20 protein-coding genes and 1 tRNA gene are annotated in these 18,945 nt (G+C 69.2%); 12 read left to right on the top strand and 9 right to left on the bottom strand.

Features of this window, described 5'->3' with window-relative positions:
• The first annotated feature begins 5 nt into the window (after positions 1–5).
• The gene (locus tag ACLJPX_RS31530; RefSeq protein WP_410604120.1) at positions 6–644 is read left to right on the top strand and encodes a histidine phosphatase family protein; all 639 of its coding nucleotides are present in this window, start codon (positions 6–8) and stop codon (positions 642–644) included.
• Here the strand turns inward: ACLJPX_RS31530 and ACLJPX_RS31525 are convergent.
• Positions 618–1,793, bottom strand: a complete 1,176-nt coding sequence (locus ACLJPX_RS31525; RefSeq protein WP_410604349.1) for a sensor histidine kinase — start codon at positions 1,791–1,793, stop codon at positions 618–620. The two genes, ACLJPX_RS31530 and ACLJPX_RS31525, sit on opposite strands and share 27 nt — an antisense overlap.
• A 103-nt stretch (positions 1,794–1,896) precedes the next feature.
• On the bottom strand, positions 1,897–3,075 hold the full coding sequence (locus tag ACLJPX_RS31520; RefSeq protein ID WP_410604119.1) for an MFS transporter: 1,179 nt from the start codon (positions 3,073–3,075) through the stop codon (positions 1,897–1,899).
• A gap of 121 nt (positions 3,076–3,196) precedes the next feature.
• Between ACLJPX_RS31520 and ACLJPX_RS31515 the strand changes: the two genes are divergently transcribed.
• From ACLJPX_RS31515 to ACLJPX_RS31505, 3 genes are all read left to right on the top strand, one after another.
• A complete protein-coding gene (locus ACLJPX_RS31515; RefSeq protein ID WP_410604348.1) occupies positions 3,197–4,246 on the top strand; it encodes a LacI family DNA-binding transcriptional regulator in 1,050 nt (349 codons plus the stop codon).
• Between the two features lie 188 nt (positions 4,247–4,434).
• Positions 4,435–4,824: a peptidase inhibitor family I36 protein gene (locus ACLJPX_RS31510; RefSeq protein ID WP_410604118.1), complete on the top strand. Its 390-nt coding sequence runs from the start codon at positions 4,435–4,437 to the stop codon at positions 4,822–4,824.
• Between the two features lie 242 nt (positions 4,825–5,066).
• Positions 5,067–5,140 (top strand) — tRNA-Arg (locus ACLJPX_RS31505).
• Positions 5,141–5,382: 242 nt separating this feature from the next.
• On the opposite strand, the gene ACLJPX_RS31500 is transcribed toward ACLJPX_RS31505, so the two are convergent.
• Positions 5,383–5,793 carry a MarR family transcriptional regulator gene (locus ACLJPX_RS31500; protein ID WP_410604117.1) on the bottom strand — a complete coding sequence of 137 codons (411 nt, stop codon included), beginning with the start codon at positions 5,791–5,793 and terminating at the stop codon, positions 5,383–5,385.
• Positions 5,794–5,880: 87 nt separating this feature from the next.
• On the opposite strand from ACLJPX_RS31500, the gene ACLJPX_RS31495 reads away from it, so the two are divergent.
• The 3 genes from ACLJPX_RS31495 (at position 5,881) to ACLJPX_RS31485 (ending at position 8,644) form a co-directional block, all read left to right on the top strand.
• A complete protein-coding gene (locus tag ACLJPX_RS31495) occupies positions 5,881–6,957 on the top strand; it encodes a substrate-binding domain-containing protein (RefSeq protein WP_410604116.1) in 1,077 nt (358 codons plus the stop codon).
• A gap of 78 nt (positions 6,958–7,035) precedes the next feature.
• Positions 7,036–7,659 carry an AmiS/UreI family transporter gene (locus ACLJPX_RS31490; protein WP_410604115.1) on the top strand — a complete coding sequence of 208 codons (624 nt, stop codon included), beginning with the start codon at positions 7,036–7,038 and terminating at the stop codon, positions 7,657–7,659.
• Positions 7,646–8,644, top strand: a complete 999-nt coding sequence (locus ACLJPX_RS31485) for an aliphatic amidase (RefSeq protein ID WP_101605908.1) — start codon at positions 7,646–7,648, stop codon at positions 8,642–8,644. Before ACLJPX_RS31490 ends, ACLJPX_RS31485 begins: the two co-directional genes overlap by 14 nt.
• On the opposite strand, the gene ACLJPX_RS31480 is transcribed toward ACLJPX_RS31485, so the two are convergent.
• Positions 8,625–9,113, bottom strand: a complete 489-nt coding sequence (locus ACLJPX_RS31480) for a hypothetical protein (protein WP_410604114.1) — start codon at positions 9,111–9,113, stop codon at positions 8,625–8,627. The genes ACLJPX_RS31485 and ACLJPX_RS31480 overlap by 20 nt on opposite strands.
• 65 nt (positions 9,114–9,178) lie before the next feature.
• Here ACLJPX_RS31480 and ACLJPX_RS31475 point away from each other — a divergent pair, with 65 nt between their 5' ends.
• Positions 9,179–9,643, top strand: a complete 465-nt coding sequence (locus tag ACLJPX_RS31475) for an SRPBCC family protein (protein WP_410604113.1) — start codon at positions 9,179–9,181, stop codon at positions 9,641–9,643.
• Here ACLJPX_RS31475 and ACLJPX_RS31470 read toward each other — a convergent pair.
• Complete coding sequence (locus tag ACLJPX_RS31470) at positions 9,583–11,034, bottom strand: MFS transporter (protein WP_410604112.1); 1,452 nt, start codon at positions 11,032–11,034, stop codon at positions 9,583–9,585. The genes ACLJPX_RS31475 and ACLJPX_RS31470 overlap by 61 nt on opposite strands.
• A 92-nt stretch (positions 11,035–11,126) precedes the next feature.
• Here ACLJPX_RS31470 and ACLJPX_RS31465 point away from each other — a divergent pair, with 92 nt between their 5' ends.
• Positions 11,127–11,555, top strand: coding sequence for a winged helix-turn-helix transcriptional regulator (locus ACLJPX_RS31465; RefSeq protein ID WP_101605904.1), 429 nt, complete (start codon positions 11,127–11,129; stop codon positions 11,553–11,555).
• Between the two features lie 8 nt (positions 11,556–11,563).
• Positions 11,564–12,535, top strand: a complete 972-nt coding sequence (locus ACLJPX_RS31460) for an ROK family protein (RefSeq protein ID WP_410604111.1) — start codon at positions 11,564–11,566, stop codon at positions 12,533–12,535.
• Here the strand turns inward: ACLJPX_RS31460 and ACLJPX_RS31455 are convergent.
• The 4 genes from ACLJPX_RS31455 to ligD (ACLJPX_RS31440) all read right to left on the bottom strand — a co-directional run bounded on the left by ACLJPX_RS31455 (position 12,513) and on the right by ligD (ACLJPX_RS31440) (position 16,975).
• Positions 12,513–13,901, bottom strand: coding sequence for an amino acid permease (locus ACLJPX_RS31455; protein ID WP_410604110.1), 1,389 nt, complete (start codon positions 13,899–13,901; stop codon positions 12,513–12,515). The genes ACLJPX_RS31460 and ACLJPX_RS31455 overlap by 23 nt on opposite strands.
• Positions 13,902–13,936: 35 nt before the next feature.
• Positions 13,937–15,301: a pyridoxal phosphate-dependent decarboxylase family protein gene (locus tag ACLJPX_RS31450; RefSeq protein WP_410604109.1), complete on the bottom strand. Its 1,365-nt coding sequence runs from the start codon at positions 15,299–15,301 to the stop codon at positions 13,937–13,939.
• 78 nt (positions 15,302–15,379) lie between these two features.
• Complete coding sequence (locus ACLJPX_RS31445; RefSeq protein WP_410604108.1) at positions 15,380–15,925, bottom strand: MarR family winged helix-turn-helix transcriptional regulator; 546 nt, start codon at positions 15,923–15,925, stop codon at positions 15,380–15,382.
• Between the two features lie 132 nt (positions 15,926–16,057).
• Complete coding sequence (ligD, locus tag ACLJPX_RS31440) at positions 16,058–16,975, bottom strand: non-homologous end-joining DNA ligase (RefSeq protein ID WP_101605899.1); 918 nt, start codon at positions 16,973–16,975, stop codon at positions 16,058–16,060.
• A 46-nt stretch (positions 16,976–17,021) separates the two neighbouring features.
• Between ligD (ACLJPX_RS31440) and ligD (ACLJPX_RS31435) the strand changes: the two genes are divergently transcribed.
• Both ligD (ACLJPX_RS31435) and ACLJPX_RS31430 read left to right on the top strand, forming a co-directional pair.
• Positions 17,022–17,978: a non-homologous end-joining DNA ligase gene (gene ligD / locus ACLJPX_RS31435; protein WP_410604107.1), complete on the top strand. Its 957-nt coding sequence runs from the start codon at positions 17,022–17,024 to the stop codon at positions 17,976–17,978.
• Between the two features lie 142 nt (positions 17,979–18,120).
• Positions 18,121–18,942 carry a DUF4097 family beta strand repeat-containing protein gene (locus ACLJPX_RS31430; RefSeq protein WP_410604106.1) on the top strand — a complete coding sequence of 274 codons (822 nt, stop codon included), beginning with the start codon at positions 18,121–18,123 and terminating at the stop codon, positions 18,940–18,942.
• The last annotated feature ends 3 nt before the right edge of the window (positions 18,943–18,945 follow it).

The following is an 18,945-nucleotide window of genomic DNA, read 5'->3' as shown; positions in this document are numbered from 1 at the left end:
GCGGCGTGCGGATCATCCTGCTGAGGCATGCCGAGTCGCTCGGCAACGTCGACGAACTCGCGTACACGCGGATCCCCGACCACTCCCTCCCGCTGACCGACGCGGGCCGCGAACAGGCTCGGCAGGCGGGTCCGGAGCTCCGGGAACTCCTCGGCGGCGAGCGCCCGGCGGTCTACGTCAGCCCGTATCTGCGGACGCGGGAAACGTTGCGGCTACTGGACATCCGCGACGTCTGCGAGCGGATCACGCAGGAGCCGAGGCTGCGGGAACAGGACTGGGGCAATCTCCAGGATCCGCTGGAGCAGGAGGTGCAGAAGCAGCGCCGTCACGAGTTCGGGCACTTCTTCTACCGGCTCCCGTTCGGCGAGTCCGGGGCGGACGTCGACGACCGGGTCGCGGCGTTCCTCAGCGAGCTGGCCGCTTGCGGCGAAGATCACCCTGAGACCGTGCTGGTCGTCTCACACGGCCTGACCATCCGCTTGCTGTGCCGTCGGCTCTTCGGCTGGAGCATCGAGCTGTTCGAGTCGCTGTCCAATCCGACGACCTGCGAATACCGCGTCGTCGAACGCGAAGGCGACAAGTGGACGCTGGACCGCCCGTTCCGCCAGTGGCGGGACTCACCCGACGGGGACACTCAAGACTGACGGGGCGAGAAGCACCACTCTCGTGCCCAGGCCCGGGCTGGATTCGATCCGCGCGAAACCACCGATCTCCGCCATCCGCGCGATGATCGAGTTCTCGAGACCGAACCCGCGCCGCCGGCCGCCGACATCGAAACCGGCGCCGTGATCGCGCACCGTCAAGGAGATCCCGCCGCCGATCCCCTCGACGCTGACGACGGCCCGTCTGGTCCCGGAGTGCTTCAGCGTGTTGCGCAAGGCCTCCCTGGCCGCGTCGTGCAGCGCCATGGCCGCCTCCTCCGCGAGGCCCGGACCGCAGTCGTCCTGGATGACGACCTCCGCACGCAGTCCTTCCGCGGCCATCTCGGCGGCGAGCAGCCGGAGACGCTGGTGCAGCCCGACGGACTCGGCGGGTTCGTGCTCGAGACTGATCCGGAGGCGCATCGCCTGGGCGCGGGCGGTGCGGCGGACCCGGTCGAGACTGGCCGCCGGATCGAGTTCGTCGGCGGGCGCGGGAATGGCGAACGACTCCATCACCTGCAGGACGGTGTCGTGGACGTCGCGGCGATGCCGTTCCCGTTCCGCCGCCCGGCCCTGCTGCTCGCCGAACCCGAGCGCGAACCGCATCGACGCGCCGACCAGGCCCACGATCGCGAGGCACGCCACCAGCGCGGTCCCGAGCGTGAGGAAGAGACCGAGTGAGGTGGCCGGGTCCAGCAGGGAGTGCAGCACCACCGCGCCCCCGATGACCGCCGCCCCCGCCAGCGCGCCACGCAGCAGCGTCCAGATCATCACCGTGCCCATCAGATGGGTCCAGGTGATCGACGTGATCGCGACGTCCCGCGCGAGCAGGGCGGCGCCCAGGGTCAAAAGCACGGCGACCCCGGCGTCGACCGCCGGCACCAGGCGCGTACCGGCGGGATCGCGGGCGGACCAGCGAAAGACCCAGGCCGCTTCGGCGACGTTCGGCACCAGGTGCAGCACCACGAACGTCCACAGCACCGGCGTTCCGCCGAAGCCCGCCGCCCACAGCGCCTGCACCAGCATCACCAGCCGGAACACCACCGGGACCAGCACGAGCCGGGGCAGGGTGGTCTGCACCAGCCGCGCCGGTATCCCCGGAACCTGATGACGACCGGTCAGGACCCCCACGCCGCCCCCGAGCATCAGCACCCTCACGCCGCTCCTCCCCCGGATCAGCCACCCTGAAACAGCGAACGAGTCGCATTCATTTCAGTTTACAAGCAATCAGCTTGCCCGCGTCGCGGCGAGGATGTCAACGGGCGGCGGGTTCGGACATCTCCTCTCGTTTCGCCGCCCGCGCCGCGGCGAGCGCGGAGGGCACGATCAGCGCGGCGGTCAGGCCGACGAACAGGAACGACACCGAAAGCGACGTCACCTGCGCGATTCCGCCGATCAGCGGCGGTCCGGCGAGGAAGCCGGTGTAGGCGATCGCGGTGACGAAGGCCAGTTCCCGCTCGCCTCCGGTGCCGTCGGCGCGTTTGCCCGACGCCCCCGCGAGGCTCAACGCGATCGGGAAGGCCGCGGCCAGCCCGGCACCCGCCAGCGCGAAGCCGACGAACCCGAACACCGGCCGGCCCGCCAGCGCGGCGAGCACGAGCCCCGCCGCGGCGATCCCGGCGCCCACCGCCAGCGCGCGGGTCGCGCCGAAGCGGTTCTGAAGCCAGGCGCCCGCGAGCCTGGCGAGCGCCATGGACAGGGCGAACCCGGAGTAGGCGAAGGCCGCGGCACCGTCACCGACCCCGTGCACGGACGTCATCAGCAGAGCGGACCAGTCCGAACTCGCGCCTTCCGCGATCGCCGAGAACAGCGCGATGGCGGCGAGCAGCCAGAGGACCGGACGCTTGATCGGCGGCACCCGCGGCTTCTCGACGGGTCCGGCGTGCTCGGGCCGCGCGCCGGGAACGGCCACGACGACGAAGGCGAGCACGACCAGCGCGGCCAGGGCGGCGACGGTGAGATGCCGTCCCGGCGACCAGTGGTGCGAAGCGGCGAATCCGGCGGCGACGGAGCCCGCCAGCGCGCCGAAACTGAACCCGGCGTGCAGGATCGGCATGATGGCCCGCCCGGACCGGCGTTCCACCTCGACGCCCGCGACGTTCATCGCGACGTCCAGTGCGCCGACACTCGCGCCGAGGACGAACAGCGCCCCGGCGAGCAGGGCGACCGACGTCGAGAAGCCGATCATCGGCAGCGCGGCACAGGCGATGATCGTGCTGCCCGCGACCACCGCGCGCGCACCGTGCCGCTCGATCAGCCGCCCCGAAACCGACGCCGCGATCAGCATGCCGACGCTGGCCCCCAGCAGGGCCAGGCCGAAAACACCCGGCGAAGCGTTCACCCTCTCCGACAACGCCGGAGTCCGCGGCGCCCACGAGCCGAGCGCGGCCCCGTTGAGCGCGAACACGACGAAAACGGCCGTACGGTCACGCATAGACCCCAGTCTCCTTCCGATTCCTATTCCCCCAGAATGACTTAAGCGCTTCAGAAAGTCCACCGGCCCTTGCCGGGACTAGACTGCGGCGGTGACCAGCACGCGACGGCGACGGCCGACGTTGGACGATGTCGCCGACGCCGTCGGGGTGTCACGGGCGACCGTCTCCAACGCGTACAACCGGCCCGACCAGCTGTCCGCCCGGCTGCGGGAAGAGGTGCTGCGCGCGGCCAAGAAAATCGGGTACGCGGGGCCGAATCCGACGGCGCGCAGCCTGGCCACCAGCCGCACCGGCGCGATCGCCGTGCTGCTCGACACGAACCTTTCGACGGCCTTCTCGGATCCCGCGTTGTCGCTCACCCTCGACGCGCTCTCGACCGTCGTCGACCCCGAGGGCCACGCCCTCCTGCTGCTCCCCGGCGACGGCGAGAGCGGCGGCCCGCGCGCGGAGCGGGTCCTGACCGCGCAAGCCGACATCGCGGTGGCGTATTCGCTGGCGGACGGCGCGCCCGCGCTGAACGCGGTCCGCGATCGGGGCATGCCGCTGGTGGTGATCGACCAGCCGCATATCCGCGGTTCGGCCAGGGTCGGCGTGGCGGACCGGGCGGGGGCGGCCGCGGCGGCGCGGCATCTGCTGGAGCTCGGGCACCGGCGGATCGGGATCTTCTCGGCGCAGTGCCTCTCGGCACCGCGCGGGGGCGAACTGAGCGTGGCGGAGGCCGGGAACAGCCGGTTCCACGACAACCGCGAGCGGATGGCCGGCTATCTGGAGACGCTGACCGGGGCCGGTGTCCCGGCTGCGGACATCCCGATCTGGGAGGCGTCCGGGCTCTCGGTCGAAAGCGCCCTCCCGAGCGCGTTCGGCCTGCTCGACCGGCATCCGCGGCCGACGGCGCTGTTGTGCATGTCGGATCTGCTGGCGCTGGCGGCGATCTCGGCGGCTCGGCACCTCGGGCTGTCCGTCCCGGGTGATCTTTCCGTCGTGGGCTTCGACGACGTCCCGCCCGCCCGGTGGTCCGAACCACCGCTGACGACGGTCCGGCAGGACCTCGCCGCCAAGGGACGGGCGGCCGGCGATCTCGTGCTGGGCCTGCTGCGCGGGGAGAAGCCTCCCGCTCCCGCCGAGTTGCCCGCCGAACTGGTCGTCAGGGACTCCACCGCGCGCGTTTAGCAGCCGATTCCGGCGAGCACAAGGCGGTGCCGGTGATATGTGGACAACTCGCCCCGATCAGGCGGCGCACAACTACTTATCCACAGAAGTAGAAATGCGGGCAGACAAAGCCTTCCCCTCGGGTCATCGTGGAATCACACATTCACCGACGGCGATCGAGCCGCCGATTCACGGGGGAGAACCCAGTCATGCAACGACGTTTGACGAACCTGCGCGCACGCCTTCCGCACGTCCTCCTGCTGGCCATGTTCGGCCTGCTGACCAGCGCCGGAGTCGCGAGCGCCACCACCGGCCCGCCCGCACCCGTCTGTCAGAAGGGCGAGTTCTGCGTGTACGGCGAAGAATCGTTCGGCGGCGCCGCGCACAAATTCGACCTGCGCACCTCCAACCCCGAGGAATGCATTCCCCTGCCCGAAGGCTTCGACGGACATTCGTTCGTCAACCGGCTGAGCCGCGACGTGACGATTTATCAGAGCGAGGAGTGCACCACGGAGGGAGATTTCATCACCTATCCGGGTGGCGGCACCTACGTACCCCAGGGACCGTTCGTGATCCGCGCCCTCAAGATCTGGGACTGACCACCCCGGCGGTTCGTGCCGGTCGCTTGCAGCAGAGTCGACTCGCGACCTGCGCGAACCCAGGGGCCGCTCCCCCAAAGCGGCCCCGGCCCGTGAGCGCGTCACCCCGCGTCGTGACGCGCTCACGGGTGTTCCAAAAAACGGTGGGCCCGACCTGAAACGATCTGGCGGTGTCGAACGATCGACAGGTTGGCGACGGCTAAGCTGCCGATGCTGGGCGACACCCAACGTCGCCGACGTCGGCCCTCGTAGCTCAGCTGGATAGAGCAAGAGCCTTCTAATCTCTAGGTCGCAGGTTCAAGTCCTGCCGGGGGCACGCCGCCGAGGGAAACCCCTGGTCACGAAAGTGGCCAGGGGCCCCTCTCTCATCACGCCAACAGCCCGTGGTCACCGTCGTTCGCGGGCGCCCGGTGGTATCAGGCCGTCGTGCCCAAGGTGGTCAGCGATCCGGATGATCACGCTCTGGATCCGGACGACTCCACGTCAAGATCCACCGGGGTTTCCTGAATCAAAGCCAACAACTCACCGGCATGAATACGGGAACCGAACCCGGATACGTCAGTCGCCGAGACCCCGCAACGTCACGAGCAGCTCGTCCGGCACGTCGAGCCGGGCTTCCACCTCGGTCACCTTCGCGGCCACGCGCCGGTGCGTCGCCCGGCCGCGGGCGCTGAGGTGGACGAGCACCCGGCGCCTGTCCGCGGCGTCGACCTCGCGGTAGGCCTGCGCGGTGGTCACCAGTTTGTCGACCACCCTGGTCAGGGTCGGCCCGGTGGTCAGCGTCCGGTCGGCGAGATCGGCCATGGCGAGGCCGCCCTTGCCGCTCAGCGCGTCCAGCACCAGCCATTGGTCCAGGGTGAGGCCCTCTTTGGCGAGCACCTGATCGACCAGGGCTGCGACGGCCCTCGCGGCCCGGGTGAGCGAGCCGGTGAGCGACGGTCCCGCCGTCGCGACGCCTCGTGTGCCCATATCCCGTCCCCTTGCCAAAACCGGACACCCTCGCAATACTTCCAGGTGAAAGCACTTTGACCTTACCGGGCCACCGCACGGAGCGCCATGCCCCCACGCCTCGCCACGCGGACCCGCGACGACACCTGGCGCGTGGCCATGGTGGTCCCGTTGCAGGGGCCCGCCGGGCTGTTCGGCCCGTCCTGCGAGGCGATCACGGATCTGGCCGTCCACGAACTCAACGAATCCGGCGGCATCCTCGGCAGGCAGGTCGAGGCCGAGGTCGTCGACGGCGGCGGCAGCCCCGCGCAAGTGGCCGAGGATCTGCGTCGTCTCGTCGAGAACGGACAGGTCGACGCGGTGAGCGGCTGGCACATCTCGTCGATCCGGCACGCGCTCGCGCCGGTCGTGGCCGACAGGGTGCCGTACGTGTACACCTCGCTCTACGAAGGCGGCGAGCGCCGCTCGGGCATCTTCTGCACGGGCGAGACCCCGCGCTGCCAGATCGAACCGGCTTTGCGCTGGCTGCGCGACCACCTCGGCGCGCGGCGCTGGTTCGTCGTCGGCGACGACTACGTCTGGCCGCACCGGACGACGCGGGCGATCCGGCACTACGCCAAGGATCTCGGCCTGCGCATCACCGGCGAGGCGTTCGTCGGGCTCGGCGAGGGCGATATGTCCACAGTGGTCCGTTCGGTCGAACGGTCCACAAGCGACGGTGTGCTCATGTTGCTGGTCGGACAGGACGCGGTGCGCTTCAACCGGGCCTTCGCCGCGCACGGGCTCAGTGACCGGCTGATCCGGTTCAGCCCGCTGATGGAGGAGAACATGCTCCTCGCGAGCGGCGCGAACGCCACGGCCAACCTCTACGTCTCCGCCGCCTACTTCCGGTCCATGGTCACCGCCGACGCGATGGACCTGCTCGGCCGCTACGTCGATCGCAACGGTCCCGGCGCCCCGGCCTTGAACAACGCCGCCGAATCCTGTTACGAGGGACTGCACACGCTGGCGGAACTCGTCCGGCGGGCGGGGACGCCGGACCTGCCCGCGCTCAACGCGGCGATCGACGGTGTCGCCTACCACGGGCCGCGCGGCACGGTCGAGTTCCGCGGGCAGCAGGCCGACCAGCACGTCCATCTCGCGGTCGCCGACGGCTACGACTTCGAAGTCCTCACCCGGCTCTGAACTCCTTTCCCTTGACTCACCACCACTCACCACATACTTTCATTTGAAAATATTCCATGTGACGCAGTGGAGGTGAGCATGGGCAACGTGGGCCTGCTCTACGTCGGCGCCGCCTTGATGATCAACGGCCTGATGTTGCTCGGCCGGATCCCACCCCGTTCGGCGGCGGTGCTGAACCTGTTCGTGGGCGCGCTGCAGTGCGTCACCCCGACCGTGCTGATCGTCCAGGCGGGCGGGAACCCGGACGCTGTTCTCGCGGCGTCCGGCCTGTACCTGTTCGGTTTCACCTATCTGTACGTCGGCATCGCGAACCTCGCCGGCCTGGAACCCGAAGGCATCGGCTGGTTCTCGCTCTTCGTGGCGGGCGCCGCCGTGGTCTACGCGGGAATCGCGTTCTGGCACGACAACGATCCGGTGTTCGGCGTCATCTGGCTGTCCTGGGCGTTGCTGTGGGGATTGTTCTTCCTGGTGCTCGGCCTCGGCAAGGAACGGCTGACGCGGTTCACCGGCTGGACCGTCCTCCTGCTCAGCCAGCCGACCTGCACGCTGCCCGCCTTCCTCGGCCTGACCGGCGCCTACCGCAGCGACGGCGGGACGGCACTGCTCGCGGCCGCCGTCGCCGTCGCGCTGGTCGCGGTGGCCGGTTCCCTCGACGTCCTGAAAACCCAGTCGGAGAAAAGGAGTCTTCATGCGACACGGTGACATTTCCGCCAGCCCGGACACGGTCGGCGTCGCGGTGGTCAACTACAAGATGCCGCGGCTGCACACCAAGGCCGAAGTCCTCGACAACGCCCGCAAGATCGCCGAAATGGTGGTGGGCATGAAATCCGGGCTTCCCGGGATGGACCTCGTGGTGTTCCCCGAGTACTCGACGCAGGGCATCATGTACGACCCCAAGGAGATGTACGAGACAGCGGCCACGATTCCCGGCGAGGAGACCGAAATCTTCGCCGCCGCGTGCCGGGAAGCGCAGACCTGGGGCGTCTTCTCCATCACCGGCGAACGGCACGAGGACCACCCGAACAAACCGCCGTACAACACCCTCGTGCTCATCAACGACCGCGGCGAGATCGTCCAGAAGTACCGCAAGATCCTGCCGTGGTGCCCGATCGAAGGCTGGTACCCCGGCGAGGAGACCTACGTCAGCGACGGCCCCAAGGGCCTGAAGATCTCGCTGATCATCTGCGACGACGGCAACTACCCGGAGATCTGGCGCGACTGTGCGATGAAGGGCGCCGAACTGATCGTGCGCTGCCAGGGCTACATGTATCCGGCCAAGGAACAGCAGGTCCTGATGGCCAAGGCGATGGCGTGGGCCAACAACTGTTACGTGGCCGTGGCGAACGCCGCCGGTTTCGACGGCGTCTATTCCTACTTCGGCCACTCCGCGATCATCGGCTTCGACGGCCGCACGCTCGGCGAGACCGGCGAAGAGGAATACGGGATCCAGTACGCCCAGCTGTCGGTGTCGGCGATCCGCGACGCACGGACCTACGACCAGTCGCAGAACCACATTTTCAAGCTGCTGCACCGCGGTTACACCGGCGTGCAGGACGCCGACGAGGGCGACAAGGGTGTCGCGGACTGCCCGTTCGACTTCTACAAGCTGTGGGTCACGGACGCCAAGAAGGCGCAGGAGAAGGTCGAGTCGATCACCCGCGACACCATCACTCCTCGGCACCCATGATGAGGACGGTGAGCCGGACACCGCGGGTCGTGTGGACGAAACTCAGCACCAGCGGGACGAGCACGAGCGCGAAGTAGGTCCACAAAGGCCAGTGGTACAGATGGTGCAGGTGCCACGTCTCCTTGAGGGCGATGAAGAACGCGCCCGCGCACACGATGAACCAGCCTTTGGCCTTGTTGGCGAAGGTGGTCATGGTGCGCCGCTGGCTCGCCGAGAGCGTCTTCATGAACTCGCGCTGCGCCTTCTTCCGGCGACGGCGTTCCTTGATGACGGCCACCGGCGGCATCAGCCACCACCAGCGTGACGTGGGGGTGCCGCCGGTGGGACGGCGTGTCTCGACCGAACGGAGGTCTTCGAACCGTTCGCTTTCCTCGCGCAGTTCCAGCGCGCCCTGGTACATGGGCCCGGCGACGAGGAGCCAGCCGCCCAGGAAGGCGGACCAGGCGACGAAGTACTCGATGTGGATCACCCCTCCCCGGACCAACGACGTCCGCGATCCGCGATGATCAGCCTATCCGCCCTAGAATCGGGAGGATGGACAGGATCGACAGTGGCAGCCGTGTGATCGCCGCACCGCCCGAGGCCGTCTACAACGCCTTGCTCGACCGGGAATCCCTCGAAGCCTGGCTGCCGCCCGAGGGCATGCGCGGCCGGATCGAACGCTGGGATCCGCGGCCCGGTGGCGGTTTCCGGATGATCCTCACCTACCTTGACGCGTCCGCCGCACCGGGCAAGTCCTCGGACGCGACGGACGTCGTCGAAGTCGGGTTCGCCGACCTGGTGCGGCCGGAACGCGTGGTGCAGCTGGCCGTCTTCGAGTCCGGCGACCCGGCCTTCGCGGGCACCATGACGATGACCTGGCGGCTCACCGCCGCGGGTGACGGCACCGAAGTGACCGTCACCGCGACGGACGTGCCGTCCGGTATCGGCCAGGCGGATCACGAGGCCGGGATCGCCTCCTCGCTGGCCAATCTGGCTTCCTTCACCGAAACGCGCTGACGACCGGACGCGATGATGATCGCGGCGAGGACGGCCATCATCAGCGGCACGACCAGCGCCGCCCGGTACCCGCCGAGCGCGGCGCCCGGCGAACCGTCGCCGAGAGCGGCGACATTGACGGCGGTCACCGCGGAAAGGCCGAGCGCCGCGCCGAACTGGAAGGCCGTGTACAGCAGTCCGCCCGCCAGTCCTTGCTCGTCCTCGGCGATCCCGTCGGTGGCGACGATCGTCAGCGGGCCGTAGGCGAGGGCGAACCCGAGGCCCAGGATGATCATCGACGGGAACATCGCCGCGTACGTCCAGTCCAGGCCCAGCGGCAGGAAGAGCGCGTACGCCACGGCGGCGAGCACGAAGCCGCCGAAGATCAGCCGCGTGTTGCCGAACCTCGCCACCAGACGCGGGGTCAGCGTCGGCGCCAGGATGGCGTCGATCCCGACCGCCAGCAGCGCCAGGCTCGTCTCGAGCGTCGACCAGCCCCGGAGTTCCTGCAGGTACAGCGTGACGAGGAACTGGAACCCGAAGAACGAACCCGCGAAAAGCAGCGCGCTGACGTTCGCCCGCACCAGCGGGCCCGATTTCAGGATGCCCAGCCGCACCAACGGCGCGGGCGAGCGTCGTTCGATGGCGACGAACGCCGTCAGCGACGCCACTCCCCCGGCGAAGGACGCGACGGTCCAGCCCCAGCCCTGCCCGGGGTGTTCCAGCCGGACCACCGCGTAGACGATCAGCAGCATCGCCACGGTCACGGTGATGGCTCCGGCGAGGTCCAGGCGCCGCGGAGGGCGCTCCTGGTTCGCGGGTTCCTTGATGAGCCAGAGCGCGGCGGCCAGGATGACGGCGGACAGGATCACCGGCGTGAAGAACACCCAGCGCCAGTCGATTTTGGTCAGCAGTCCGCCGATGACCAGGCCGAGCGAGAAACCGCCTGCCCCGGTACCGGCGTAGAACAGCAGGGCCTTGTTGCGTTTGGGCCCTTCCTCGAAGCTCGTGGTGATGATCGACAGGCCCGCCGGGGTCATGAAGGCCGCGGCGACGCCGGTGACGAACCGGGCGAGCAGCAGCATCCAGCCCTCGGTGGCGAACCCGCCGAGCCCGGAGAAGACGAGGAACACCACCAGCCAGGTGAGGAACATGCGGCGGCGGCCGTACATGTCGGCGGCGCGGCCGCCCAGCAGCATGAAGCCGCCGTAGCCGAGCACGTACGCGCTCACCACGCCGCTCAGCGTCGCCGTCGACAGGCCGAGTTCGGCCCGGATGGACGGCAGCGCCACGTTCAGCATCGCGACGTCGATGCCCTCCAGGAAGATGGCGCCGCACAGCACCAGGAGCACGCCCCAGGCCCGGCCGCTCATCCGGCCGGTGGCGCTCGGGGGCGTTCGTGTTGTGGTCAAGGTCTGTTCTCCCTCGGTGGACACGGGACCGACGGTTACTCCTCTGCCAGTCGGTTCCCTCTTGTAACCAAGGGGATCTTCCGTCACCATCGATGACCATGGAAGAAGGCACTTTAAACTCACCCAGTCGTTGTGAACTCACCGAGGAGGACTACGAGGCCTTCCAGTGGGACACCCGGGAGGACTGCGAAGTCCGCCAGATCCTGGACCGGGTGGCGGACAAGTGGTCGCTCCTGGTCATCGCGCTCCTCGACCGGAACACCCTCCGGTTCACCGAGCTGAAGTACAAGATCGACGGCATCAGCCAGCGCATGCTCACCACCACGCTGCGTCATCTGGAGCGCGACGGGCTCGTGAACCGGACCGTCTATCCGGTCGTACCGCCCCGGGTCGAGTACGCGCTGACGCCGATGGGGATCACGCTGCACAAGACCATCCAGTCGCTGGTCAGCTGGACCGAGGACCACCAGAGCCAGATCGCCGTCGCGCGCGCCCAGTACGACAAACGCGTCAACGCCTAGGGAGCCGCATGGCCAGACTGTCCGGAGGGGATCCGTCACTGTTGCGGCGGCTCAACGCCATCGCCGTCCTGCGAGCGCTGTACGCGGCCGAGGAACTCACCCTCGCGGAACTGGTCAAGGCGAGCGAGGTCTCCCGGCCGACGGTCGAGGAAATCGCCGCGGACCTCGGCGGACAGGGCCTGGTCGAGGAGGTCCCCCTCTCCCCCGACGCGCCGCGCCCGGTGGGCAGGCCCGCCAAGCGGTACCGCTTCCGCCCCGAGGCAGGGCACGTCGCCGGCCTCGAAGTCGGCCCGCACCAGGCGTTGTGCCTGGTCGCGAACCTGCGCGGCGAGGTCGTCGGCAGGGCGAGGGCCGAACTCACCCCGGAGCTGGACGCACCCGGCAGGCTCGCCACCGCGCACCAGGTGCTCGGCGCCGCCGTCGCGGGCCACGCGAACCTGCGGGTGCTCGGCGTCGGCACCGCCGGCGTAGTGTCCGGCGGCAAGGTCGTCCGCGGCGATCGCCTTCCCGGCTGGACCGGCCTCGACCTGCCCGCGGAATTCGGCGGCGGCTGCCCGGTGCTGGCCGGGAACGACACCAAGCTCGCGACGCTGGCCGAGCACTGGCGCGGTGCCGCACACGGCGTCGACGACGTCGTCTACGTACGAGCGGGGCGCACCGTCTCGCTGGGCCTGCTGCTCGGCGGCAAGCTGCACGACGGCCACAACGGCGCGGCGGGCGAGATCCGCGCCCTGGAGCGGACCGGCGGGTTCCTCGAACTCGTCGCCGCGACCGTGCTCACGGTCGACCCGCAACTGGTGGTGATCGGCGGCGGGCTCTCGCTGACCGCGCCGCTGCGTACCGAGCTGGCCCGGCTGTGCCTGTTCCCGGTGCGCGTCGAGACGTCGATGCTCGGCGAAGACTCGGTGGCGCTCGGCGCGCTCCGGCTGGCGCTGGGCCGGGTGGAACGCGAACTGTTCAGCGTCGCTGATGTCGCCTGAGCAGGCTGATCACCACGATCAGCACCGCCACCGCGCCACTGGTGAACAGCTGCGCCCGGGCGTCAGCGTCGGTCCACATGAGCACGAGGACGCCCGCCATCGCGATCAGGGCGACCCAGCTGAGCCACGGGAAACCCCACATCCGCACCGGCAGGTCGGCGGCCGTGCCGTCGGCTTCCGCCCGCTTCCTCAGCCGCAACTGGGAGATGGCGACGAAGATCCAGACCAGCAGGATGTTCGCCCCGATGGCGTTCAGCAGGAACGGCAGCACGTGTTCGGGGGCGAGGAAGTTCAGCAGCACGGCCACGAACCCGAAGGCCACCGACGACAGCACCGCCGTCCGGGGAACGCCCGCGCCGGACAGCTTCAGCATCGCGCGCGGCGCTTCACCGCGATCGGCGAGGGAGAACACCATCCGCGAGGCACCGTAAAGGTTCGCGTTCAGCGCGGAGAGCAGTGAAGTCAGGACGACGAAGCTCATCAGCAGCGCCGCAGACGGCACTCCGATCTTCTCCAGGATGGTCACGAACGGGCTGGCGTTGGCCGAAGCGGACTCCCACGGCAGCAACAGCACCATCAGTGCCACGGAGCCGATGTAGAACAGCAGGAGCCGCACGATGACCGTGCGCGTGGTGCGGCGGATCGACCCCGCGGGATCGTCGGACTCCGCCGCGGCGATGGTGACCAGTTCCATGCCGCCGAAGGAGAACGCGACCGCGAGCAGGCCGGTCAGCACGCCCTGGAGGCCGTTGGGCAGGAAGCCGCCTTGCCCGGTGAGGTTGCTCAGGCCGACCGGCGACGTCCCCGGCAGGATCCCGAACACCGCCAGCGTGCCGAGCACGAGGAAGCCGACCACGGCGGTCACCTTGATGGCGCCGAACCAGAACTCGAACTCCCCGAACGACCGCACGGCGAACAGGTTCACCACGGTCAGCACGGCCATGAAGAGCAGCACCCAGGTCCACTGTGGAATCGCGGGCAGCAGCCCGTTCGCGATCCCCGCCGCCGCGGTCGCCTCGGCGGCCACCACGACCACCAGCAGGGACCAGTAGAGCCAGCCGACGGTGAACCCCGCCCAGCGCCCGAGCGCCTTCTCCGCGTACACCGAGAACGAACCGCTGCTCGGCTCGGCGGCCGCCATCTCGCCCAGCATGCGCATGACGAGCACCATGAGCAGGCCCGCGACCACGTAGGACAGCAGGATGCCGGGGCCCGCGGTCTTGATCCCGGCGCCGGTGCCGACGAACAGCCCCGCCCCGATCGCCCCGCTGATCGCCAGCATGGTGACGTGCCGCCGCCGGAACCCGGTACCGAGCGATCGGGTCTCGATCGCGGTCACGGGTTCGGCGGGACCTGGTGCGGGCATGGCTGATCCATTCATTCGCGGCGGCTGATCGGTGCTCAACGGCGGGACAACTCTTCCAGCCGCTCGTGGAGCCGGTCGACGTGGTCTTCGCTTTCGGGCTTCATCAGCACGCTACGCAGGATGCGCGCGCCGTCCGCATCCGCGTCGACCCCGGTGTGACGCAGGCCGAACTGCGACTCGCTCACCCGCAGCGTGCTCAGGAACACCGGATCCTTGGCCGCGGCCATGCCGACGCGCATGATCCGCTCGCTCGCCTCGTCGATCTTCGACAGGGAAAGCGGTTCCGTGCGGGGGAAGTACGCGACGATGTCAAGTTCCGGTGGTTGGTACAGGTCGAAACGCTCGGAGTCCTCCAGCAGTTTCGCCCACCGCAACGCCGCGCGGCGCCCGGCCGCGAGCACCCGGCCCAGGCCGTCGGGAGTGGGCGGCAGCAGCCGGAAGGTGAGCCACAACGCGGCGGCGGCCGCGCCCGCCCGGGAGCATTCGAGACTGATCTCGCCGAGGTGCAGGTCTTCCGAGGTGAAGTAGGTGTAGGGCGAATCGTGCAGATAGAACCGGCCGGCCGCGGGGTCCTTGAACAGCACCGCGCCGCAGCCGTAGGGCTGGAGGCCGTGTTTGTGCGGGTCGATGACGATCGAGTCGGCCTCGGCGATGGCGAGCCACGGCGCTTCAGGCAGCCCTTCCGGACCGTCCAAACCGGACAGAAGCCGGAAGAACCCGCCGTAGGCCGCGTCCACGTGCACCCGGATGCCGTAGCGTTCGCGCAGCGCCACCACCTCGTGGACCGGTTCCACCGTGCCGAGCGCGGTCGTGCCGGCGGTGACCACCACGGTGCCGATCTTCCCGGTGCGCAGCAGGTCTTCGAGCGCGTCGAGATCCATCGCGCCACGGGCGTCGACGGGCACGGTGTGCCCCTCGACGCCGAGAACGCCGCACATCCGGCCGTGCGTGTAATGCGCCTCGGCGCTGTAGGCGATCCCCTTGCCCGGATGCGTTTCGCGCGCGACGAACAGCGCTTCGAGGTTCGCCACCGTGCCGCTCGTGGTCAGATGCCCCAAGTGCTCCGCGTAGCCGAACATCGTGGCCAGCTGACGGACGACCTCGCGTTCCATCTCGGCCGTCGCCGGGCCGCCGTCGAGCGCGTGGTTGTTCGGGTTGACCAGCATCGCGGTCAGATAGCCCACCACCGCGGCCGGATGCGGCGGTTTGAGCATCTGGCCGGCGTACGACGGGTGGAAGAACGGGTAGTTGTCCTTCAACCGCTCGGTGAACTCCTCGAAGGCGGTCTCGAACCGGCTGTCGGAGATCTCCAGCGACGGATGCGGCCGCACGGGGGTGAACGTCTCCGCCCACGCCTCGTGCGACGTCAACGCCTGACCCAGCCAGTACCGGAAGTCCATCAAGGGCGCCCTTCGATCGTTCGGCTCCAAAAAACGTAGGAGTCGTCGGAGGTCTGGCGCAACCGTCTTCGGTAGGGCTCAGCGCCCCCGGGTCACCGCCGCCTGGCGCCGTTCCTCGCCTTTGTCCTCCAGTTGCTTGACGATCTCCCGAAGCGATACCGCCAACTCGGTGCACTCGGCCGGGCTGAGGCGATCGGTGACGAACGCTTCCTCCTGGTTGAACTCCGGGAAGAGCTCCCGCATCAGCCGTTCGCCTTCGGCCGTCAGCGCGAGCAGCACCAGTCGTCCGTCGACGGGATGTTTGCGCCGGGTGACCAGACCGTGCGCCTCCAGGGTCTTCATCACCCCGGTCAGCGTGCCCTTGGTGATCCCGGACTCCGCGGCGACGTGCCGGGTCTCCTTCTCACCGAAGATCCACACCACCCAGAGCACCACGAACGCGGTCCAGGTGAGCCCCGCGGTGCGCAGGACCGAGTTCTCGAAGTGCAGCCGCACCGCCGTGGCGGCACGGTGGAGGTTGGCCATCGCCTCCATCCGCTCCCACAACAGGGGAATTCCGCCCAGCTTCGCCCGTACGGCGTTTTCGGTTTCGGCAAGCGTGTGATATCCGGTCAACAGCCACATCCTCACCGGCACCGAGGGCGCCAGTACGGTGGGCGCGCACCCCCGCGCGCCCGATCCGCCGATGGTATGCGGAACGGACAGGAGTCCACAGTGGTCTTTCGGAGCGCCTGTCCTGTTTCTGACAATTTCGCCTCATCGGGCGGGAACGGCGGCGCGGTGCTCCGCGATGTCGCCGAACAGGTCGCCCATCTCCTCGACGCGCTCGATCACCTGGTCGGCGGTGAACAGCAGGTCGGCGGCCTTGCGGCAGGCCTCGACCTCCTCCCAGGTCACCGGGGTGGACACGGTCGGGATGGCGCGGCCGCGCAGGGAGTAGGGCGCGATGGTGGTCTTGGCGGTGTTGTTCTGGCTCCAGTCGATGAACACGCGACCGGGGCGGATCGCCTTCGTCATGCGGGCGACCACGGTTTCCGGTGACCGGCGCGCGAGCTCCTCCGCGACCGCCTTGGCGTACTCGGAAGTCCGTTCGTCGGACCGCGTGCGCACCGGGCAGTACAGCTGCATTCCCTTGTTGCCACTGGTCTTCGCGTAGACGGTCAGCCCGTCCTCGGTGAGCAGCTCGCTGAGCGTCTCGGCGACCCGGCAGCAGTCGACGACGTCCGCGGGCGGGCCGGGATCGAGGTCGAACACCAGCAGATCGGGCGATTTCCGCGCGCCACGCGGTCCGACGGTCCACTGTGGAACGTGCAGTTCCAGCGCGGCGAGGTTGGCCGCCCACATCAGCGTCGGGAGATCGCCGACCACCGGGTAGTCGAGCGTCTCCTCACCGCCCCGGCGGCCGCGGTTGGTGAGCCGCGCGGTGCGCACCCAGTCGGGCGCGTGCCGGGAAACGTTCTTCTCGTAGAACGGTTCGCCGTCGACACCGTCCGGGAAACGGCGGAACGTGGCTGCCCGGTCTCGCAGATGCGGGAGCAGAGCGGGGGCGATCCGGCGGTAGTAGTCGAGCACCTCGCGTTTGGTGAAACCGTGCGCCGGGTAGAGCACCTTGTCCAAATTGGACAGCCCGAGCCGCCGCCCCTCGACCTCGACCGTTATCCGCTCTTCAGGCACCCTTCGACGATAGATCACGGGCGGGGTTTTCGGGGTACCGTGAGGCATGAGTACCGTGCCGGACGCGATCGCCCCGATGCTGGCGACCGACGGCGACCTGCCCACCGGCGGGTGGGGGTACGAATACAAATGGGACGGCTACCGCTGCTGCCTGCGCGTCGCCCGCGACGGCGAGACGCGCCTGACCAGCCGTCGCGGCCTCGACATCACGGCGACGTACCCCGATGTGACCGGCGAAGCCCTCGATGGCCGCGAAGCCGTCCTCGACGGCGAGATCGTCGTCCTCGACGACCAGGGGCGGCCGAGCTTCCCGCTGCTGCAGACGCGGCATCTGCGTACGCCGGACGCGTCGCTGCTGGAGCGCAGCCCGGTGCACTTTTTCGCCTTCGACGTGCTGGTTCTCGACGGCACCGCCCTGCTCGACGAGCCCTACGCCGCCCGTCGCGAACTCCTGACGTCCCTGGGTGGCGGTGGCCGCTTGGTCATCCCACCGGGTTACACCGACGAGGACATCTCGCCTGACCAGCTGCTCGAGGTCGTCCGGCAGCACGGGCTCGAAGGACTGATCGCGAAGAAGCTCGACAGCCGGTATTACCCCGGCAAGCGGACCAGGCAGTGGATCAAACGGGCGCTGTGGCACAGCCAGGAGGTCGTGATCGGCGGCTGGCGCCCCGGTGAGGGACGGCGCTCGGGGACGCTCGGCGCGCTGCTGCTGGGCGCGCATGACGAGTCCGGCGGACTGCGGTACGTCGGCGATGTCGGGACCGGGTTCAGCGACAAGGTCCTCGAAGACCTGCATGCCCGGCTCACCCCGCTGGAGCGGAAGACACCGCCCTTCACCTCGGAGGTCCCGCGCGATCGGGCGCGGCGGGTGCACTGGGTGGCGCCGGAGCTCGTCGGGGAGGTCGTCCACCGGAACTGGACCCCGGACGGACGGCTGCGGCACACGACCTGGCGGGGACTGCGGGCGGACAAGACTCCCGAGGACGTCAAGGTGCCTTGAACGCACCATCGCGGGCACGGCGGAGGTGCGGGCTGACGCGATGTCCTCGGCGGGTGTCAGCGCCGTGGCGGTCCGGTGTCAGGCCGGTCGGTGATCGTTGCTTCACCAACGCAGAATCACCACCACCGAGGGAGTTTCCACCATGTCTGTTTTCACCACTCCGGAACCGATCACCGCCACGCTGACCACCGCGGGTGCCCGGGTGCGCCTCGTCGCGAGCGAGCGCGCGGACACGGTGGTGCGCGTCGAGCCGATCGACGCCGCCAGCAAGTCGGACGTGAAGGTCGCCGAGAAGACCAAGGTCGGCTTCACCGGCGGGGAGCTGTCGATCGAGACGAAGAAGGCGGGCGGCAAGGAGGGTTCGGTCTCGATCACGATCGAACTGCCCGCTGGATCGCGGCTGGCGCTGAACACCGCGTGGTCGGACGTGCGCGGCGAAGGGCTGTTCGGCGAATGTGTGCTGGAGGTGGGGTCGGGCCGCATCCAGGTGGACCGCGTCGCGGCGGTCCGGGGAAACCTGGCGGCGGGCGAGGTCGAGATCGGGCACGTCGCCGGGACCGTCGACATCGAAGGCGGCAGCGCCGGGGTGCGGATCGGCGAGGCCGCGGGCACCATCAGGTACGTCGGTTCGAGCGGGAAGGTCTGGATCGGGCACGCCCTCTCCGACGTCGACCTCTCCGGCGCGAGCGGGAGCTTCGACATCGACCGCGCTGACGGCGCCGTCGCCGCGAAGGCGGCCAACTGCCCGATCCGGGTCGGACGCCTGTCGCGCGGCCAGGCCGAGCTGGTGAACGCGTCCGGAGGCATCGCCGTCGGCATCGACGGGGACACCGCGTCGGTGGACGCCAAAAGCACTAAGGGCTCGGTGCGCAGCGCCTTCACGACCGACGGTGGCGAGAGCGGTGTCAAGATCTACGCCCGCACACGCCTCGACGACATCGTCATCCACCGCGCGGCCGCCTGAGCT

Source organism: Amycolatopsis sp. lyj-90, assembly GCF_046549035.1.
In the GTDB taxonomy this organism is placed as follows: Bacteria; Actinomycetota; Actinomycetes; order Mycobacteriales; family Pseudonocardiaceae; genus Amycolatopsis.
Note: the sequence above shows the minus strand (reverse complement) of the source record. Positions and strands in the feature narration are given on the sequence as shown.

What these genes read in the sequence shown, in the direction of transcription:
- ACLJPX_RS31520 (WP_410604119.1), bottom strand. Translation starts at nt 3,075, where the DNA reads ATGCGTGACCGTACGGCCGTTTTCGTCGTGTTCGCGCTCAACGGGGCC.
- ACLJPX_RS31510 (WP_410604118.1), top strand. Translation starts at nt 4,435, where the DNA reads ATGCAACGACGTTTGACGAACCTGCGCGCACGCCTTCCGCACGTCCTC.
- ACLJPX_RS31500 (WP_410604117.1), bottom strand. Translation starts at nt 5,793, where the DNA reads ATGGGCACACGAGGCGTCGCGACGGCGGGACCGTCGCTCACCGGCTCG.
- ACLJPX_RS31495 (WP_410604116.1), top strand. Translation starts at nt 5,881, where the DNA reads ATGCCCCCACGCCTCGCCACGCGGACCCGCGACGACACCTGGCGCGTG.
- ACLJPX_RS31490 (WP_410604115.1), top strand. Translation starts at nt 7,036, where the DNA reads ATGGGCAACGTGGGCCTGCTCTACGTCGGCGCCGCCTTGATGATCAAC.
- ACLJPX_RS31485 (WP_101605908.1), top strand. Translation starts at nt 7,646, where the DNA reads ATGCGACACGGTGACATTTCCGCCAGCCCGGACACGGTCGGCGTCGCG.
- ACLJPX_RS31475 (WP_410604113.1), top strand. Translation starts at nt 9,179, where the DNA reads ATGGACAGGATCGACAGTGGCAGCCGTGTGATCGCCGCACCGCCCGAG.
- ACLJPX_RS31465 (WP_101605904.1), top strand. Translation starts at nt 11,127, where the DNA reads ATGACCATGGAAGAAGGCACTTTAAACTCACCCAGTCGTTGTGAACTC.
- ACLJPX_RS31460 (WP_410604111.1), top strand. Translation starts at nt 11,564, where the DNA reads ATGGCCAGACTGTCCGGAGGGGATCCGTCACTGTTGCGGCGGCTCAAC.
- ACLJPX_RS31455 (WP_410604110.1), bottom strand. Translation starts at nt 13,901, where the DNA reads ATGCCCGCACCAGGTCCCGCCGAACCCGTGACCGCGATCGAGACCCGA.
- ACLJPX_RS31450 (WP_410604109.1), bottom strand. Translation starts at nt 15,301, where the DNA reads ATGGACTTCCGGTACTGGCTGGGTCAGGCGTTGACGTCGCACGAGGCG.
- ACLJPX_RS31445 (WP_410604108.1), bottom strand. Translation starts at nt 15,925, where the DNA reads ATGTGGCTGTTGACCGGATATCACACGCTTGCCGAAACCGAAAACGCC.
- ligD (WP_410604107.1), top strand. Translation starts at nt 17,022, where the DNA reads ATGAGTACCGTGCCGGACGCGATCGCCCCGATGCTGGCGACCGACGGC.
- ACLJPX_RS31430 (WP_410604106.1), top strand. Translation starts at nt 18,121, where the DNA reads ATGTCTGTTTTCACCACTCCGGAACCGATCACCGCCACGCTGACCACC.